The 18,748-nt window shown below is 38.3% G+C and carries 14 protein-coding genes and 1 pseudogene; 5 read left to right on the top strand and 10 right to left on the bottom strand.

The genetic code is table 11. The features are described 5' to 3' along the window. Positions 1–24: 24 nt before the first annotated feature. The 5 genes from ACQKNS_RS24080 to ACQKNS_RS24060 form a co-directional block, all read right to left on the bottom strand. Complete coding sequence (locus ACQKNS_RS24080) at positions 25–768, bottom strand: amino acid ABC transporter ATP-binding protein (RefSeq protein ID WP_427645774.1); 744 nt, start codon at positions 766–768, stop codon at positions 25–27. A gap of 20 nt (positions 769–788) precedes the next feature. Then, positions 789–1,472 carry an amino acid ABC transporter permease gene (locus ACQKNS_RS24075; protein WP_283902018.1) on the bottom strand — a complete coding sequence of 228 codons (684 nt, stop codon included), beginning with the start codon at positions 1,470–1,472 and terminating at the stop codon, positions 789–791. Positions 1,473–1,484: 12 nt separating this feature from the next. After that, positions 1,485–2,294 (bottom strand): amino acid ABC transporter substrate-binding protein, encoded by an 810-nt coding sequence (locus ACQKNS_RS24070; protein WP_427645773.1) that lies wholly within the window; start codon positions 2,292–2,294, stop codon positions 1,485–1,487. 672 nt (positions 2,295–2,966) lie between these two features. Continuing rightward, the gene (locus tag ACQKNS_RS24065; protein WP_076370544.1) at positions 2,967–4,124 is read right to left on the bottom strand and encodes a trans-sulfuration enzyme family protein; all 1,158 of its coding nucleotides are present in this window, start codon (positions 4,122–4,124) and stop codon (positions 2,967–2,969) included. A 432-nt stretch (positions 4,125–4,556) separates the two neighbouring features. After that, the gene (locus ACQKNS_RS24060) at positions 4,557–5,393 is read right to left on the bottom strand and encodes an aminoglycoside 6-adenylyltransferase (protein WP_427645772.1); all 837 of its coding nucleotides are present in this window, start codon (positions 5,391–5,393) and stop codon (positions 4,557–4,559) included. Between the two features lie 287 nt (positions 5,394–5,680). Between ACQKNS_RS24060 and ACQKNS_RS24055 the strand changes: the two are divergent. Beyond that, a pseudogene (locus ACQKNS_RS24055) lies at positions 5,681–5,953 on the top strand (IS110 family transposase); the annotation flags it as partial. Positions 5,954–6,325: 372 nt separating this feature from the next. Here the strand turns inward: ACQKNS_RS24055 and ACQKNS_RS24050 are convergent. Next, positions 6,326–6,505: an IDEAL domain-containing protein gene (locus tag ACQKNS_RS24050; protein WP_427645771.1), complete on the bottom strand. Its 180-nt coding sequence runs from the start codon at positions 6,503–6,505 to the stop codon at positions 6,326–6,328. Positions 6,506–7,384: 879 nt separating this feature from the next. Between ACQKNS_RS24050 and ACQKNS_RS24045 the strand changes: the two genes are divergently transcribed. The 4 genes from ACQKNS_RS24045 (at position 7,385) to ACQKNS_RS24030 (ending at position 11,965) form a co-directional block, all read left to right on the top strand. Beyond that, entirely contained in the window at positions 7,385–8,425 is a 1,041-nt protein-coding gene (locus ACQKNS_RS24045; protein ID WP_427645770.1) for an aliphatic sulfonate ABC transporter substrate-binding protein, read from the top strand. 26 nt (positions 8,426–8,451) lie between these two features. Continuing rightward, a complete protein-coding gene (locus tag ACQKNS_RS24040; RefSeq protein WP_427645769.1) occupies positions 8,452–9,270 on the top strand; it encodes an ABC transporter permease in 819 nt (272 codons plus the stop codon). A gap of 15 nt (positions 9,271–9,285) precedes the next feature. After that, positions 9,286–10,059, top strand: a complete 774-nt coding sequence (locus ACQKNS_RS24035; RefSeq protein ID WP_427645768.1) for an ABC transporter ATP-binding protein — start codon at positions 9,286–9,288, stop codon at positions 10,057–10,059. Positions 10,060–10,303: 244 nt separating this feature from the next. Beyond that, positions 10,304–11,965 (top strand): amidohydrolase, encoded by a 1,662-nt coding sequence (locus ACQKNS_RS24030; protein ID WP_427645767.1) that lies wholly within the window; start codon positions 10,304–10,306, stop codon positions 11,963–11,965. Positions 11,966–12,735: 770 nt separating this feature from the next. Here the strand turns inward: ACQKNS_RS24030 and ACQKNS_RS24025 are convergent. From ACQKNS_RS24025 to ACQKNS_RS24010, 4 genes are all read right to left on the bottom strand, one after another. Next, positions 12,736–14,172, bottom strand: coding sequence for an amino acid permease (locus ACQKNS_RS24025; protein ID WP_427645766.1), 1,437 nt, complete (start codon positions 14,170–14,172; stop codon positions 12,736–12,738). Positions 14,173–14,278: 106 nt separating this feature from the next. Beyond that, positions 14,279–15,733, bottom strand: a complete 1,455-nt coding sequence (locus ACQKNS_RS24020) for an aldehyde dehydrogenase family protein (RefSeq protein ID WP_427645765.1) — start codon at positions 15,731–15,733, stop codon at positions 14,279–14,281. Positions 15,734–15,789: 56 nt separating this feature from the next. Next, a complete protein-coding gene (locus tag ACQKNS_RS24015) occupies positions 15,790–16,830 on the bottom strand; it encodes a homoserine dehydrogenase (RefSeq protein WP_427645764.1) in 1,041 nt (346 codons plus the stop codon). After that, positions 16,827–18,077: a cystathionine gamma-synthase family protein gene (locus ACQKNS_RS24010; RefSeq protein WP_427645763.1), complete on the bottom strand. Its 1,251-nt coding sequence runs from the start codon at positions 18,075–18,077 to the stop codon at positions 16,827–16,829. Before ACQKNS_RS24010 ends, ACQKNS_RS24015 begins: the two co-directional genes overlap by 4 nt. Positions 18,078–18,748: the final 671 nt, after the last annotated feature.

Raw genomic sequence — 18,748 nt, 5'->3', positions numbered from 1 at the left:
CGCAGCTTGGGGTACCTGCCCTTACTATGAACAAAGTCTATTTAAAAATTGTAATGTCCGTTCATGCCCTGTATTTTCAAAAATTTGTTGAGGTGTTCCTTCTTCAACGATTACACCTTTATCAATAAATACGACTTTATCCGCTGCTTCACGCGCAAAATTCATTTCATGTGTCACTACAACCATGGTCATTCCTTCTTTAGCAAGTTCTTTCATGACCTTTAGAACCTCACCAACTAACTCAGGATCTAACGCGGATGTAGGTTCATCAAAAAGCAAAACTTCGGGTTCCATAGCCATCGCCCGTGCAATTCCTACACGTTGTTGTTGTCCACCGGATAGCTGGGATGGATAGTGGTTCGCCCGTTCTGATAATCCTACCTTTTTCAGCAATTGAAGAGCCTTCGTATGAGAGGATTCCTTGTCTTGTTTACGAACGTAAACAAGACCTTCCATAACATTTTCAAGGGCAGTCATATGAGGGAACAAATTGTAACCTTGGAAAACCATACCCGTTTGTTGACGGAATTTAATCACCGTATCTTTTGGAACTGGTTTTTTATCCTGAAAATCCAAAGAAAACTTTCCAAGCTTAATGGTCCCTTTTGTAGGCGTTTCCAATAAATTCAGGCAACGTAACAAGGTTGTTTTCCCTGAACCCGATGGACCAATAATACAAACTGTATGGCCTTCCTCAATTTTTAGATCGATTCCCTTTAAAACCTCTGTTTGTCCAAATTGTTTATGCAGGTTCTTTATTTCAATCATGTATATTTCCCCCTATCAAATTAGCCCGTCACATAACGATCGAGCCGTTTTTCCATCTGCCCTTGTGCATTCGAAAGAACGGTACTGAAAATCAAATATATAAATCCTGCTAGACAATAGAGTACCAACGGTTCATAGGTTGTTGCGGTAATTTGCTGAGCAACTCTAAACATTTCAGTCACCGTAATGGTAGCAGCCAACGATGTATCCTTTACCAAGCTAATAAAACTGTTTGCCAAAGGCGGGACAGATACCCTTGTTGCCTGAGGGAGAATAATTCTTTTTAATGCCTGCGGATAGCTCATCCCAATAGAATAAGCCGCCTCCCATTGACCTTTGGAAATGGAGAGTATAGCCGCACGAATAATCTCTGAGTTGTAGGCGCCAACACTAAGCGTAAAACCGATAATCGCAGCAGGAAGGGGGCTGATCGTAATGCCTATACTCGGAAGGCCATAGAAAATGATAAACAACTGAACAAGCAGCGGTGTTCCCCTAATCACCCATACATAAAATCTTGCAACAGCGTCTAGGAGTTTAATTCCCGAGATTCGAGCCAATGCCGTAAGTAAAGCAAGAAGGAGCCCCAGTAAAAAGGATACTAATGTCAAGGGAACCGTAAACGCAACCCCAGCTTTTAACATCGGGAAAAAGGAATTTACAATGATGTCAACAATTTGGTCCATTCTATCATCAGCAAACATGTAGAACCCTCCCTATTTTGAAACATCTTTTCCAAAATATTTTTGTGAAATACTTAAATATTTACCATCCTTCATCATGTCGGAAAGCGCTTTATTTACGGCCTCTTCCAATTCTTTGTCCCCTTTTCTCATCATGAACCCCATTTTTGCCGGATCATCAAGTTCTGCGACAGATTTAACCGGTGCATCAGGTTTTTGCTTTTTGAAATCTAGGTAGGATAGTCCGTCATTTACAACCGCATCCGCACGTTTTGAAAGTAATAAATCAATGGATTGATTAAAACCTTCCACTCCAACGATCTCAACACCATAAGATGCTGCTATATCTTTATAGTTACTAGTTAATGTCTGAGCTGATTTTTTTCCTTTCAAATCTTCAAATGATTTAATCGTATTATTATCCTTGTTAACAATTAAGAAAGGTTTTGACATAATATACGGCACTGAAAAATCGTATTTTTTCTGGCGGTCAGGAGTAATTCCTACATTATTAGCAATAATATCGAACCGCTTTGAATCGAGTCCTGCGAACATACCGTCCCATTGGGTTTCAATGAATTCTGGTTTCACACCAAGTCTTTTTGCTACTTCCTCCGCGATTTCAACATCAAAACCGGTTAACTTCCCAGAAGAATCATGGTAGCTAAAAGGTGCAAAGGTTCCTTCTGTTCCAATTTTAATGGTCCCACTCGATTTAATTTGCTCTAGCCCATCTGCCTGTTTGCCTGGTTGACTTGCTGCCTGATTTTCGGCCTTTCCGCATGCAGATAATATAAGTGATACGAGTATCGAAAAAGCGATGATGATGAAAATTTTTTTCATAAATAATTCCCCCTAAGTAACGTCGTATAAATAGTGCCATAATTTTCAGTTTAATTATTCTTTCTGTTTGGAGCCAAAAGGTAAATACCTTATAAAAGGTGGTAATGTCCATTTGGTAAATAGAACACTAGTGTTCCCTCCTTTATTTTTTTAAAAATGGATGATTTGTGGAAATTCACTCATTATTCTTTATAATTCTAATATTCCGAAAATTTAGTCTATATTTCCCAAATAGACTCCACCTCCTCCTTTTCGTTATCATATTATGCAAAAGTTGTGCCAAAATAAAACCCTTGTTATTTCAACATTCCTACTATCGAACCAGTTGAGAAATTCCCATTTCCGCGACGAATATAGTGATAACCTACCGCTCCGTACCGTTTTTTGGTTCCCAAATTTGGAAAGAATAATTCCAAATTTGGGAACCCCCCCCACGGAGACGAAAAAAGATTGCAAATAAAATTTGCAATCTTAGGTAAAGTGGATCAAACTTTTAGATTTTATCATTCTAGCTTACAATAAAGTGTCGATAAACTCCCTTTCCCTTTTTTATACATCACTTGCATCCTTGCTTCGCTAATCTTTTAAATATGAATATTAATTTGCAATATTCATGCCAGCATTATTATTCCTTTAACCGCAATGAAATTGACAAATCCTCCAGCCGTACCGTTATTCTAATGCCATTTCGAGATCCTTCCATATATCTTCTACATCTTCAATTCCAACCGAAAAACGAACGAGTCCATCATAAAGGCCTGCTTTTTCTCTTTCTTCTTTAGGGATTATCGCATGTGTCATCGAAGCTGGATGTTGAATTAATGTACCTACATCTCCTAGGGAAACTGCTAAAGTACTCAGTTTTACAGAATTCATAACTTTAACACCTGTTTCGTATCCTCCCTTCAAGACAAAAGAAATCATTGCTCCAGGACCTTTCATTTGTTTCTCCATGATATTTTTATCCTCAAAACTTGCTAGCCCTGGAAAATAAACTTTCTCTATAGCCTTATGTTTTTCCAAGCGTTCAGCCAAAATTTGTGCATTTTCTTGTGAGCGATCCATGCGAATGTGCAATGTACGTATTCCTTGAAAAAGAAGCCATGCATCCATAGGGGCCAAATTTGCTCCCATAGTCTTCTGCACTTCTTTTCTCATCGGATCAATAATTTCCTTGCTGGAAATCACTAGTCCGCCAATAAGATACCCATGACCCGACAAATATTTCGTTGCACTGTGGACAACAATATCAATGCCGCATAGAATAGGATTTTGTAAATATGGGGACAAAAACGTATTATCAACAATAGTCAAGATACCCTTTTGCTTGGCGATCGCCGCTACACTCTTCATATCCACTAAGGAAAGCGTGGGATTAGAAGGAGTTTCAAAGTAGACCACTTTCGTTCTATCTGTAATGTGTGGTTCAAGCTCTTCCCCTGTCTTAAACGGTACAAATGTTACATCAATTCCAAATTTCTTTACCGTTTTGGATAGAAATGCGTGCGTCGCCCCATACAACGCTGTGTGTGCAACAACGTGATCTCCTGCCTGCAAAACACCCAAAAGGCAGCCAGTTATGGCAGCCATTCCAGATGAGAAAGCCAAACAACCTTCACCAAATTCCAATGCCGCTACCTTCTCTTCCAGTTCTCTTACATTTGGATTTCCCAGGCGTGAATACATAAAACCTGGATCTTCTCCTGCGAAGCGTTGTGCTCCTACTTCTGCATTATCAAAAACAAATGTTGAAGTCATATAAACAGGGGAGATGTGTGAGCCATGCCCTGGATCTTTATTTACTTTTACTAGCTTTGATGAATAGTTCATTATTTAATGCCTCCTAATTTTAGTAAACTGAATTGCTGCCGTTTTTATTTTATTTCTTCCCTTAGTTGTATGCAAATCTTTATATGCAAAAATTATGCCAATTCTGTCAACCTTATAAAATCTACAGTTTTAATATTAAAATTCTTTATTTATTTTCATTTTTGGCAAGGTGCACTGCAAAACATAGTAATTATCGAACTTACCAATTTATCAAAATTGATAATATTTTTCTAAAATTGAAAAGAATTTAGGTAGCCTTCTAACTTCTTCGTATTTCAGTTTGCAAACAAGTCACGGTTCCTTCTCCAGCACTACCTAAGAAAAGGAACCATGCTCAAATATCAGCATGGTCCATTGTTGTTATTATTCTGTATTTAAAAAAACTACTCGCCTTTTGCACACCCGTTAGTTTAAGTGTCTCAAATATTGTGTTTAATTTTTAGTAAGGTATTGTTTTACCCTATTCGCATCTTCAGAGGGGTATTGATATTCGAGAATACTAGCTACTTCAATAGCTACTTGCTCAAACAAGTCAATTGTTTCAAACAACGAATTCCAAACTTGTTCGTAATCTCCATTAGGATATGTTTTCATTAATCTTCCCCAAATGTCGTTATCAAGGTAGCACTTTAGGTACTTGCTGTTTTTTCCTACACTCAATGAAAAATTGGTTTCTATACCAACTTTCCACTCAAGCATTGTTAGTAACATTTCCCTTACACTACTTAAATGGTCATAAGCGTAAAGTATTTCTTGTCTCCATAACCCTTTTGCTACATAAGTTGAAACCCACCAAAATTCATTACAACAATCAGCAAAAAATTCAGCAGAAGGCTTTTTTACCCAGTAATCTTTATCTGTTGGTTCAGAAAGCTTAGGCATATTCCCATCCTTATCTAATAAAATTACTGTTAATCCATCTTCAGTACAATAAATATCTTTTTCCTCAATCGGAATCAGCATTAAATCAATTCTATTACCATCCTCAAATAACATTAGATAGGTGAATCTCCCACCCAATTCAGGTGGAAACATTGCCATATCTTCTGGTGTTTGCATTATTATTCTTTTCCCAAAAACATTTACCCAATCAGGATTGATTAGAAACGATTGAAAGTCAGATACAAGATAAACAATATCATAATCTCTGAAAGTATCTTTAGGTACATTAAAATTCGTTCGAGAACCATTCATTGCAACAGCTCGTACTCTCTCTTCTTTCTCGGCAACTCGTAATATCAATTCCATCATTTCTTTTTCTGAACGCATTTTCTCTCCTCCTGAATAGTTAATTTCTTAATTCTTATTTCTATTAGGAGGTCCTCTAATTAGTAATAAACAACGTTATATAAAATGATCTATTATGGACATCCTAACTCCTCCAATTATTTTAAGATTAAAACTCAAATGTATAAAAGTTGTTTTTAATTATCTCACTATCCTGCCCCTTTAGCATTCCTGTAGAGCGTTAAATATCAGCTTTGAAAAAAACAGAGCCCCTCAGTATGATGAGAGTACACACAAACCAAAACTCATCTTTAGGAGGAAGCTCTACTATGAATTTTAAAATGCAAAACAAACAAAATCAACTAATTGAAAGAATCACAAATCGTCATCATGTTGTAGGAATAGATATTGCACAACAATTTCATGTTGCTCGAGTTGTTAATTATTGAGGAATTGTTATCGGTCATCCTCTAACCTTTGAAAATAACGATGAGGGATTTACTAAATTACTAGGTTGGATTAAAGAACTTAAACGAATAAACCGTTTGGAAAAAGCCATCGTGGGCATGGAACCTACCAGTCATTACTGGTTGAATCTATCAAGCCTGTAGACAAATTAAGATAAAGGTGGTTGCAATTTTTATATTCTATCGAGGTTTTTGGTAAAATACCAAAATATAGATTATCACTTTTGATTGCGTTTTTAGGCTATCCATAAAAGAAAGCCCTGAACTTTTAGTAAAGGTCCAATATAATCATATGGAATGTTAAAACAATGCTCCCTTACACAACAGTCATTAGGTTTCACTTTCTTATTTATTCCTATAAATGTAAGACATGGAATCTATTTGAGATCCTCCAAGCATTCTAAGACCACTTAAAATAAAAAATGGATCAGCAAATTAAGTAGCATGCCCTGATCCATCTTTTCTTAAGTGAGGAGTCATCTTTTTTTATTAAGTTCTGTTTGTATTTTATATTGTCCGTTTTAATTCATTTGTTAACCGGATAAAGTCTTCCTTATTACGGTTTTTCAATGAGTCGTCGATTTGTTTTTCAATTTGGGCTTTCCTGTAATCGGCAAGGGCTCTTTTTAGTACCATTCCAGCGGTCACTTCAGGTTCCAGTATCGTTTCAGGCAATTGCTTTTCCATAAGAAACCAACTCCTTTACCTTTTTTCTATTATACTGAGTATCTTGAGGATTATTATTACTTTGTAAAGTGCTTGTCTTGCTCCTTCCATTTTCATCGGAATTATCACAGCGGGCAAAAGATCAAAAGGATAGTTGTGAAACTATCCTTTCTGTGCCTGATTTCTTTGACCTCTTATCAAAAGTAATCCTCCAAGTTCAATAAAATAGCCTTCATGGCTTGGCTTGAGGTTCCCTTTTCTTTACCATGAACACTCACCAGTAAATCCTTAACCTTCAACTCTTCATCTAATATGGGGAAATGTCATGCGGGAATACTTCACCAACTGACTATTCCCCTAAGCAGGTGGGGGGGATTGTCTTCAGATATTTTGAAGTTTTGCGCCACAACTTTATTGAATATTCTGAATATTATTGTTAGAATTGTATAACACCTAAGCCGTCATGACGTCACGATGTCATGATATCTTAATTCAAATACAGAAAGGTGTATCTTGTGTACATCTCATCCTTACACTTTTTTGTAAATGAATTCTCATCTTAGCTCTTAATTAAGATTTAACATACCAGGAGGGGATTGATATGTAATGAAATGTAAGAGCAAAAAACCTCACCCGCGAGACACACACTACTTTTCTCTTCTTAGATATCAGCAGAAAATAATTGCAGATATTACCCTACAAAACCTATCTAATACCATTCACAACTAAAAGAGTCGACACCAGGATTCATTCTTTCTAAGTTCCCACCCATTAAAGTTCGATGATTTTAAGAATATTGGGATTACATCCCTTATTTTCTTATTTGAAAATATCCACCTTTGGTAACCTACCACAGTTTTGTCAATAAAAAAATAAAAGATTATTAAAGGGAGGCTTGGAATGAAAACAATTAAAAAAAATTTTTATATTGGGATCATTTTGCTATTCGTACTCGGTTTGTTAGCGGGCTGTGGGTCAAATGAGGACGCAACCTCAACTGAAAAGAGCGATGGAAGTCATTCAGTAAAAATTGGTTGGCAGCCTAGTGTTGAAACTCAGTTCTATATTGCTCAAAATGAAAAATTGTTCGAGAAAAATAGCATTAAGCCCGCATATACAAAATTCACGGCAGGTCCACCAATGTTTGCTGCTTTCAATAGCGGAAGTATCGATGTGGCATATATGGGAAACCCGCCCGCTATCATTGCTATGGCGGAAAACCTTCCCGTTAGCGTTATTGCAGTAGAAGTAGACTCATCAAATGGAGAAGGATTGGTTGTAAATGAAAAGAGCGGGATTAATAAACTTGAAGACATTAAAGGTAAGAAGATATCAGTATTAAGAGGAAGTTCAGCCGAATATGCCATGATGCATGCTTTAAAAAAGGTCGGGTTAACAGAAAAAGATCTAACAATAATCAACCTAGATATTACCACAATTATCCCCGCATTTGAAAAAGGAGATGTTGACGGGGTATGGGTATGGGATCCGTGGGTAAGCAAACTCGTAACCGCGGGTGGAAAAGTAATTGCCCGGGATGCGGATGTAGGAGTCGGAGCTTCAGGTGTGTGGATGGCAAGAAATGATTGGGTTGAGAAAAATCCAGAATCGGTAGAATCTTTTCTAAAGAGTTTAGCTGATGCGAACACGATTATCAGTGAAGATAAGGAAAAATCAGAAAAGGCACTGCAAGATGCACTAGCACTAGAGAAACAAGAAGCGAAGTCTGTTTTAAGTAACTCTGAGTATCCAACATACAAGGAATTATGGGACCCTAGTTATAAATTATCGATGAATCCGGAAGCAATCAAAAAAAATGAGGGTTTAGCAAAGGTTCTAAATGACTTAGCGGATTTCTTGGATGAAAATGATAAAATCACCCAAAAACCTAACATAGAAGAGCATATAAACGGTTCGTTTGTTGAAAAGCTTCAAAATTAAAGTATCCATGGGAGTGATCTTATAAGATGAGCCGAACGACAGTCCAGCCTAACTCTGCAATCCCAGTTAAAGTGAAAAGGCGTAAAAAATTGTCACCAGAACGAATCGTAAGCGTTTGTACTCCTCTGGTTATGCTCATATTGTGGTGGATGATTTCCTTAGCCGTAGGAGAAAAGTATCTCACTTCTCCAGGGAAAATCGTTACCACTATTGGGGTATTATTTACTGATGGATACGTAGGGACCAACTTAACTACACATATTGTTGCAAGTCTTTTCCGTACGATTGGAGGATACGTATTAGCTATATTGCTAGCTATCCCAATCGGGTTATGGATGGGCATGAATAAATATGTTTCAGCCATATTAAGTCCAGTATTCGCTGTTATCCGCCCGATACCGGCAATTGCCTTCTTACCACTGTTTATTATGTGGTTTGGCATTGGTGAAGTCGCAAGAGTTATGCTTATTTTCATGTCAGCCTTTTTGTACATCGTCTTAAATACGTATAGCGGTGTTAAGACAATCCCCAATGGGCTTATCCAGGCAGCTAAGAACCTTGGGGCAAATCGGATTCAATTATTTAGCAAAGTTATCTTTCCAGCCACTCTGCCATCAATAATGACGGGATTAAAAGCTGGATTAGCCGTCAGTTGGGCGATTGTAGTAGCTGCGGAATTAATGGCTGCACAAGAAGGGCTAGGCTATATGATCATGGATGCTGCTACTTTCTTTAGAATGCCTGTTGTTTATGTTGGCATAGTTCTTATTGGATTAATTGGCTTAATCCTTGAAAATATCATCTCCATCATTGAAAAGAAAAGCTGCCATTGGAGCGGAAAATAAAAAGGGGGAGGATTTATGCCATCGCAAATTATCATGCAAAATATCGATATGATCTTTACTTCGGATCGTAAACAGACTCATGTTCTTGATGATATTAATTTAACCATAAACAAAGGGGAAATCTATTGCCTCTTAGGTCCGAGTGGTTGCGGGAAAAGCACCATACTTAAATTGCTTGCGGGTTTTGAAAGACCAACTAGAGGCAATGTTACAGTTAATCAAGAAATTGTAAAAAGTATCGGGCCAGATCGAGCGGTTGTATTTCAAACTCCTAATCTATTTCCTTGGTTAACAGTATATGAAAACGTCGTATTTGGACTAAGAATGAAAAGATCCTCCCCTGATGAACTGGAAGAAAAGTCTTCTAAATTCATCGAGGCAGTTGGGTTGAAGGGATTTGAAAAACATTATCCACACGAACTATCTGGAGGGATGCAACAACGCGCTGCGATTGCAAGAGCTTTAGTCAATGATCCGACCGTTTTGCTTATGGACGAACCTTTTGCTGCTCTGGATGCCCAAACAAGGTCTTTAATGCAGGAATTAGTGATGAATGTATGGGAGCAATTCCATACAACCATACTTTTTATCACCCATGATATTGATGAAGCAATTTTTATAGGTGATAGAATCGGCGTGATGTCGCGTAATCCTGGCCTCATTAAAAAGGAGTATGCAATTGAACTTCCGCGACCACGAACAATTGATGTAATTACAACATTTGAATTCCTGGATTATAAAGCAGCTATTTTAAAACAAATTCAAGAAGAAGTAAAGACATCCCATTAGCACCTATTAGCTTAAGAGGTTGATTCCTTCCAAGGCATGATTTTCAACTCTAGGGGCCTCATCCCCTCCTAAGGTTGAAAATCATGCCGCCCAAGTAAGATCATCTTGTTATCAGTTAACATTTCTATTTATTCAAGTAGGTCGTGTGATTATTTCCAGCTCCACACGGCTCTTTATTTCAAATGTCGATGTTCGAATATTCAATTCTCTAACAACCCACTATTCTTCTAAAGGAGTCATTAAAATGAATATTGATCTGATTATAAAGAATGCCAATATCTTAACTTTGGATGAAAGCGACACTATTGCAAAATCCCTAATTGCATCAAATGGAGATATTGTAAAAATCTTTTCTGAAACAGAACCAGACACAGCAGGCTATTCAATTAATTCAGATACACAAGTAATTGATTTAAACGGAGCGACCCTTCTACCAGGATTCATTGATACACATAGCCATTTATTTATGTTTGGGGAAATGTTGAATTTTATCGATTGCCGTTCACCTGAAAATAAAAACATTGAAAACATTACACAAAAAGTACATGAAAAGGCTAGCCAAAGTACGCCGGGTCAATGGATTATGGGCTGGGGATACGATGATACATTATTGGATGAAAAAAGGCATCCAATGAAATCTGATTTGGATAAAGTGGCACCAGACAACCCTGTTTATATCAGACATATCTCTGGACACTTCGCTACTGTAAACTCTAAAGCATTAGAAATTTCTGGCATTACAGAAGCTACGGTAGACCCTCCCGGCGGCTTTTTTGGGCGGGATGAGGAAGGCATATTGGATGGAGTGATCCATGAAATCCCAGCATTAGAGATGATTAATCCTTTTTTACCTATCCCAAGCAAAGAAGAAAGTATCGAAAACATTGCCAAAGGAGCAAAAGTTTATTTAGCCCAAGGGATTACAACTTGCACAGACGCCGGAGTAGGACTGGATAAAGGGTTATTTGAACTTGATGCCCATATAGATGCGGTCAATACGGGTAAAAACCCATTAAAAATGCGGTTGATGATCATGAATCATTTATTACGTGAAGATGGACCCTTTGCTAATTACACGGTCGAACAACTGCAGGAAGAGTTCGACAAAAGGTCAGAAAAACGCATCCGGCTTGATAGCGCCAAACATTTCCAGGATGGTTCCATTCAAGGATATACAGCCGCGCTTAGGGAACCTTATTCCAGCAAAGGCTCGGAGTATGGTGAACTCTTAAACGAACAAGAAGCTTTCAATGAAGAAATATTAGACTTGCATAATCGAGGCTTCCGCATCGCCATACATGGGAATGGAGACCGAGCGATTGAATCTAATATTAAAGCTCTGGGGTCAGCCATAAAGGGCAGCCCTAGAGACGATCATCGCCATAGAATCGAACACGTTCAGACAGCAAAATTTAATGACTTACAGACCATGAAGGAATTAGGAATTGCTGCTTCTTTCTTTATTAATCACGTTTATTATTGGGGAGATCGACATCGAGATATATTTTTAGGACAAGAGCGCGCTGCACGAATAAATCCATTAGCCGAAGCGCTTGATCTAGATTTATTGTATACATTGCATTCCGACTGTCCAATCACCCCAATCTCACCGCTATTTTCTGTTTGGGCAGCTGTGAACCGAATTACCAGGAACGGAAGTGTATTAGGAGAAGAGCAAAAGATTGATGTGTTAACAGCACTAAAATCAATGACTATTTATGGAGCCAAACTTAATTTTGAAGAAAATGAAAAAGGGACAATAGAAGTAGGCAAAAAAGCAGACTTTGCTGTATTGGCCAAGGATCCATTAACTTGCCCTCCAAAAGAGATAAAGGACATTCCCGTGTTAGCCACCATTATAGACGGCAATGTTGTTTGGGAAAACAAATCAAAAATTTTGTCATAAATGAAACTGCTGGTAATAAGGGAAGCCTTCCTGACAGGGGCTTTCCCCTATTCCCGGTTCATTACTGGTTGCTGAAATTTATATAAAGGGGAAATATATCTCTAAAGAAAGTAATCAAAGGAAAAGGTTCTTCCCACCCTATTCTTCATTTTGTGTACAAAGAAGGCATGGTCATTTCCATTAAAACCCTCCCTCTTTAAATGGCTCATACTGTCCTCTTTATACTTTTGTATTCTTCTTATCTACTTAGATATAACTATGTAGGCGTTAGCCTTACAGTCCGTGGTTATCGGGGACACGTACTGGATTCCCTTTTCCCATCAGACCGTAGTGCAGCCGCCCGAATCGGCTGTCGTTTGAACGGTAATGGGGATGGGGATGGGGATGGGGAAACGGATTATACACTAGTACTAGCAAAGCAAAATGGCTATGAGCTGCGAGAAGATATTGTTGAACTGATACCAGCTCCCTTTTTTGCTACATATAGTTTTAATTTAACTACTTTGTTTCTGCAGCCTTAGTCTTTTTTGCAAATGACCTATCCATGTACATTTTAGGTCCATATCTTCTAGGGATAAAAAGAGGAGTGTTACTGTAAGTAACAGTAACACCATTTTCGATAACATTATCTTTTAGATTCTCTATAACCAGCTGACTTTGCTTCTCCTTTAGTGAGATGTTTGGGTTCGTCTAATCACAGTTTACTTCCAATGTAGACAAAAAGCGCATTTGATATTATAGTTTATTAGGTTTTTTATACTATTCCCTCTCTACTTAATAATTTCAATATATTGATCTGAATCACCATGAGAATCGATTTGATTCTTACTTCCTCGATTTTTTATATAGTATAGGAGATAGCATAAAGCAATGAATGGTATTCCACAATACAGTGCAATTCGTTGGCTCGAATCGAAAGCAAGACCCACAATAGAAGCGAAACATAAAACAAAAGCAGCAATGGGCACATAAGGGTAAAGTGGTGTACGAAATTTTAAATCTCTAATATCGCCACCTGCTTTAAGATAATGTTTACGGAACACATACTGTGATAAAGCTATTCCCATCCAAACTGCCACAACTGCAAATCCAGATATAGCCACAAGCACCATATAAACCGTATCTGGTGCTACTACACTAGAGAATAATGACAAGCAGGCTACTGCCATACTTACAATCAAAGCATTAAACGGAACTCCTTTTGACGTTACCTTACCTAAGATAGGACTTATCATCTTCTCATTTGAAAGAGACCATAACATACGGGTAGATGCATAGAGACCAGAATTTGCTACTGACAGTAGAGCTGTAATAATAACAAAGTTCATGATATCCGCTGCATAGGGTACCCCTATGCTATCAAAAACCATAACGAACGGACTTTCAATGACTCCCGCTTCTTTCCAGGAGATTAATCCAGATAGCACAAAAATGGCACCAACAAAGAAGAACATAGTTCGCCAAATTACATTTCTAATGGTTAGAGGTATGTCTTTTTCGGGGTTTTCACTTTCTCCAGCAGTAATGCCGATAAGCTCTGTTCCTGAAAAGGCAAAATTCACGGAAATCATTGTTATAAATATCGGAAGGAGTCCATTTGGAAAAAGGCCTCCTTCCCCGGTGAAATTAGAAAGCATCGGAGCAGCTGCACTGCCGTTCATTGGAATGAAGCCAAACATCGCTGCTCCACCTAATATGATAAAGAAAATAATAGTAATTACTTTAATGCCGGCAAACCAAAATTCAGTTTCCGCGAAAAATTTTACAGAAAAGGCGTTCAGCAGAAAAAGTATGATCGCGAAGAGTGCGCTCCACATCCAGACGGAAGTTTCAGGGAACCATCTCTTCATTAAAAGACCGGATGCAGTAAATTCTGAACCTACCGTAACTACCCATGTAAGCCAGTAGAGCCAACCAATGGTAAATCCGGTAGCAGGACCCACAAACCTCGTAGCATATGACTGAAACGACCCGGTTACAGGCATAGCTACAGTTAATTCGCCAAGGCATAGCATGACAAGATACATGATCAGCCCACCAACCAAATAAGCGAGAATCGTTCCTCCCGGTCCAGCCTGATTAATCGTATAACCTGTACTAAGAAAAAGACCCGTTCCAATTACCCCACCTAGCGAAATCATGAACAAGTGCCTGCTTTTCATAGAACGCTTCAACTGATTTTGATCGGTACTATTGGCGTCTATCATCCAGTCTCCCCCTTTATATATATGATGCAGTACCTTACTTGTAGCGCGAAGATTGACCTCGGGTCGATTCCTATAAAGCTATCATTATCACATTTTACCTTTTCTATCACCTTTTGCTCGAAACTTTAAAACAAACCACTTTTGTTTCAGTCATTTCTTGAAGTGCAAACTTAATTCCTTCACGACCTAAACCAGAACCCTTCACTCCCCCGAAAGGCATGGCATCTATACGATAATCAGAGCTGTCATTTACCATAACCCCGCCTACATCCAATTTACGTATAGCTCCAAACGCCCTATCTAAGTCACGAGTGAATATACCTGCTTGCAAGCCGAAATCCACATTGTTAGATTGGAAAATAGCGGTATCCAGATCGGGCACGCTGTGAATGGTAACAACTGGTCCGAAAACTTCTTCAGTTGCCAGCTTACAATGTGCTGGAACATTCTCTAAAACAGTTGGATAATAAAAAGAACCTTGACGTTTGCCGCCACACAGCAAGTTTGCGCCTTTCTCAACAGCTTCATTTACCCAACTCTCAACTCGCTTTGCTTCTTTCTCTGAAATCATAGGCCCCATGTCGGTTTCCTCTGAGAGTTTATTGCCTACTCGATATTGTTGAGTACGGTTAACAAACTTTCCAATAAAGTCCCTATAAACATCTTCTTGAACATATACTCTTTGCACTCCTAGGCAATTTTGACCTGCAGCCCAAAAGGCGCCGGATACAGTCGATTCAACCGCTTCTTCTAAGTCAGCGTCTTCCAGTACGATAACCGGTGAGTTCGATCCTAGCTCCATATTCATCTTTTTCAGACCTGCCTTTTGCATAATCGCTTGGCCAGTGGCGAGTCCTCCTGTGAAAGAAATCATTCGTATGGCTGAATGAGTAATCAGGCTCTCGCCCATATCACTCGGATACCCTGTAATGACGGACAATATTTTAGGCGGTAAACCTGCTTTTTCAAAGGCTTCTGCCAATAAAAGAGCACTTAAAGGTGTGGCAGGTGCTGGTTTTACGATGATGGCATTTCCAGAAGCAATAGCAGGTCCCACTTTATGGGCAACAAGGTTTAATGGATCGTTGAAAGGCGTTATAGCTACAATAATCCCAACAGGAAAACGATAATAATATCCCATTCGATCTTCGCTTCCCGGCATTTGGTCAAACGAAATCGTTTCTCCATTAATTCGCCTTGCTTCTTCTGCGCTAATTCGAAGTGTTTCAATACAACGCACTACCTCTTTTCTCGCCTCTTTAATGGTCTTACTTCCCTCACGGGCAATGGTCATTGCATATTTTTCCTTATGCTCATAAATCCAATCGGCGGCACGATTTAGTATAGCGATTCTTTCATGTGTTGGCATGTCCGCGGCTATTTTCGCTCCCTTTTTTGCCTCTTCTATGGAATGAAGTACATCCTTCTCATTAGCAGCAGGAACGGTTGCAATTAAACTATTATCCTGTGGATCGAGAATTTCAATTTTTTTGTCGCCGGATACCCATTTTCCAGCAAGAAACATCTTATATTTATTTGTAAGCGCTTCAATAATTGTCATCGATAATCACCCCGTATAAGTAATTTTCCAGCTTATTACTTGAATGGTGTACAAGATCATAATTGCCCACGGCTCATATTGATTAAATCAATCAGAATAGAGAATCCTGTTTCTTTGCGACCAGCTCCGGCACCAATCAACGTAATCGGACCGGCTAAGTCACAGTTATACGTAATAGCGTTTTGTGCTCCCAGAACTCCAGCTAGAGGATCTGTAAGAGGGATAGCTTCAGGGCCTACCTTTGCGAATACTTTATCACCATCCTTTTTACATTTAGCAATAAGCTTCCACCTTTTCCCTTCAGATTTTGCCCATTGAATGTCTTGCTGTGTAAGATGACTAATTCCTTCACATTCTACTTCCTCTCGTTTCATCGGAATATCCATTACAACATTAGCAAGAATAGTAGCTTTATACTGAGAATCATATCCCTCTACATCGCTGGTAGGATCTGCCTCTGCATAGCCAAGAGCTTGTGCCTCAATTAATGCTTCCTTATAGCTCAATCCTTCTTCCATTTTGGTCAGAATATAATTAGTCGTTCCATTTAAAATCCCCCGCAATTCGAAAATATTATTTCCTGCCAATGAAACGAGAGGCATTTTCAACGCTGGTGTTCCACTCATTACAGTTCCTTCAAAGCCCCATCTTACTTCATTCTTTTTGGCTAACTCAGCTAGTTCTTGGTAGGCTAAAGAAACGGGACCTTTATTGCTCATTACTACGTTCTTTTTACTTTCAAATGCCGTCTTACAATGATCGATAGCGGGTTGTCCAGTTTTTACATCAGTAAAAGTAATCTCCACAATGGTATCCGCATTACTCTCCAGGATTGTCTTAAAGCTGTCCCATCCCCTTATCAACCCAGGGGTTTCAGGGTAACTCTCCAGCTTTCCCGTTTCCTTTACAGCTTGTAATACTTGAGAGATATCCAACCCTTCAGGGTGATAAAGAGAGCCCTTCATGACATCGGAAATAGCAACAATTTTAGCATCAAAGCCAAGTTCACTGCGTAAAGACTCACCTTTATCTTGTAAAATTTCTGCCAATCCTTGGCCGACTACACCAAATCCAAGCAATGCAATTTTTTGTGTCATATCCCCATACCTCTTCCATTATTAATATCTTTATTTGCAGCTACCGATACTGGTAGTTGTGATTCCAAATGAGCAAAAGCTTGCTCTAAATCAGAAATAAGATCTTCCGTATCCTCAATTCCTACGGAGATACGAACCAAACCTTCCGGAATACCAAGAGCTTTGCGTTCTTCAAGAGTACATTCCACATGACTAGTAGTTCTTGCGGGTCCATATATAGTTTCTACAGCTCCAAGATTTCCGGCTTTGTTTGCATATTGTAATTTTGGCAATAAAATTTTTATTGCGTCCATCTCCCCTTTCAATACAAAACTTAATATTCCGCCGAAACCTCTCATCTGTTTCTTTGCAATATGGTGATGCGGATGCGTTTCTAACCCAGGATAATTGACCACTTCTACAAGCTTTTGCTTTTGCAGATACTTTGCGATTTCCATTGCGCTCTTTTCTTGCTGACGTATCCGAAGTTTTAACGTTTTCATCCCTCTTAAGATAAGATAGGCTGACCAGGGATCCATCGTCGCTCCATTGATTTCTCGATAATGATAGACTTTTTTCATCAGTTCTTTGGAGCCGCATACCACACCGCCTAATGCATCAGCATGTCCGCTTAAGAATTTAGTGGCACTATGAATTACAATGTCAACTCCTAATTGAATCGGATTTTGATTAATGGGAGTAGCAAAAGTATTGTCTATGATGACCAATGCCCCCACCGATTTTCCGGCTCTTACCATTCTCTCAATATCAGTAATCTTCATCGTAGGATTGGTAGGAGACTCCAAATATAAAACCTTGCAGCCTTTAGTCACTTCAGCTTCAATTTCTTCATGATTTCCTGTGTTGCATAACTGCACATCGACATCGAGATTCGGTAAGAATTCTGTAAAGATTTTATTGGTTCCCCCATATGTGTCTTTAACCGATATAACCCGGTCTCCCGGTCTTAAAAATGTATATAGCGTACTACTAATAGCTGCCATTCCTGATGAGAAACCAATTGCTGCTTCAGCTCCCTCGAGGATTCTTACTTTTTCCTCTAGAGCTTGAACAGTAGGATTTGCCATGCGGTTGTATATATACCCATGCTTATTTCCAATGGCCACTTCATGCCACTCGTCTATGTCATCGTAATTGTAGGCTACACTTAGCACCACGGGAACTTGAGTTGCATTGTAAGCAAGAGATTCTTTTTCTCCTGCCCATACAGCCTTGGTACCGTCTCGTATATCGTTTGGCTTCCTCATGTTCTCTCACCTCTAATTTTCATAGTTTTTTCAGCTACATCTCTTTGTTGTTCGTATTTATACAATATATTGTATATTGTATATTGAATAGTTACCTACATTTCCGTACTTGTTATTTCTCCTTTTTTTATTGCTTAAATTTATTCTTTGCCATTTTTAAAATGATGCTTTATTAGCAACTTATAACAAAATTTTATTATATTATATATTGTATATTGTATATTTAATGTTCCCTCCTTTTCTTTATACTTGTCACCACTACCTTTTTTTACTTACTTAAAATTACTTTTCACTATTTTTAATATGAAGGTATTTAGTTAAAAAAGCTAATAACTCAGCATATTTTTTAGTTATATTATATATTGTATAATGTGCTGAATAATCAGAAATATCATTCATATTATGAAATATAATACACTGGACTCTTCGCCATTTCAATGTTTTATTAATTTAATTTTAAAAATACCTTCAAATTAAAACAACTAGTTTTTATAATGCTCCATATTCTATATACATGTAGCAGTCTTAAATGATCGCCTTCGCCTTCACCCTCATTCCTTAAATTCATTTGAAATGAAAAATTCTTATACTCGGTTCCATTCGCTTCATGTTTCAACTTAGAAACTGATAGTAATGAAAGTAATAGTGAGTTACTATATTACAAAACAGTA

The sequence above is a fragment of the Peribacillus sp. NPDC094092 genome (assembly GCF_050279365.1).
Taxonomy (GTDB): domain Bacteria; phylum Bacillota; class Bacilli; order Bacillales; family DSM-1321; genus Peribacillus.
Note: the sequence above shows the minus strand (reverse complement) of the source record. Positions and strands in the feature narration are given on the sequence as shown.

What these genes read in the sequence shown, in the direction of transcription:
- ACQKNS_RS24080 (WP_427645774.1), bottom strand. Translation starts at nt 768, where the DNA reads ATGATTGAAATAAAGAACCTGCATAAACAATTTGGACAAACAGAGGTT.
- ACQKNS_RS24030 (WP_427645767.1), top strand. Translation starts at nt 10,304, where the DNA reads ATGAATATTGATCTGATTATAAAGAATGCCAATATCTTAACTTTGGAT.
- ACQKNS_RS24010 (WP_427645763.1), bottom strand. Translation starts at nt 18,077, where the DNA reads ATGAGGAAGCCAAACGATATACGAGACGGTACCAAGGCTGTATGGGCA.
- ACQKNS_RS24065 (WP_076370544.1), bottom strand. Translation starts at nt 4,124, where the DNA reads ATGAACTATTCATCAAAGCTAGTAAAAGTAAATAAAGATCCAGGGCAT.
- ACQKNS_RS24040 (WP_427645769.1), top strand. Translation starts at nt 8,452, where the DNA reads ATGAGCCGAACGACAGTCCAGCCTAACTCTGCAATCCCAGTTAAAGTG.
- ACQKNS_RS24035 (WP_427645768.1), top strand. Translation starts at nt 9,286, where the DNA reads ATGCCATCGCAAATTATCATGCAAAATATCGATATGATCTTTACTTCG.
- ACQKNS_RS24045 (WP_427645770.1), top strand. Translation starts at nt 7,385, where the DNA reads ATGAAAACAATTAAAAAAAATTTTTATATTGGGATCATTTTGCTATTC.
- ACQKNS_RS24020 (WP_427645765.1), bottom strand. Translation starts at nt 15,733, where the DNA reads ATGACAATTATTGAAGCGCTTACAAATAAATATAAGATGTTTCTTGCT.
- ACQKNS_RS24015 (WP_427645764.1), bottom strand. Translation starts at nt 16,830, where the DNA reads ATGACACAAAAAATTGCATTGCTTGGATTTGGTGTAGTCGGCCAAGGA.
- ACQKNS_RS24075 (WP_283902018.1), bottom strand. Translation starts at nt 1,472, where the DNA reads ATGTTTGCTGATGATAGAATGGACCAAATTGTTGACATCATTGTAAAT.
- ACQKNS_RS24025 (WP_427645766.1), bottom strand. Translation starts at nt 14,172, where the DNA reads ATGATAGACGCCAATAGTACCGATCAAAATCAGTTGAAGCGTTCTATG.
- ACQKNS_RS24050 (WP_427645771.1), bottom strand. Translation starts at nt 6,505, where the DNA reads ATGGAAAAGCAATTGCCTGAAACGATACTGGAACCTGAAGTGACCGCT.
- ACQKNS_RS24070 (WP_427645773.1), bottom strand. Translation starts at nt 2,294, where the DNA reads ATGAAAAAAATTTTCATCATCATCGCTTTTTCGATACTCGTATCACTT.
- ACQKNS_RS24060 (WP_427645772.1), bottom strand. Translation starts at nt 5,393, where the DNA reads ATGCGTTCAGAAAAAGAAATGATGGAATTGATATTACGAGTTGCCGAG.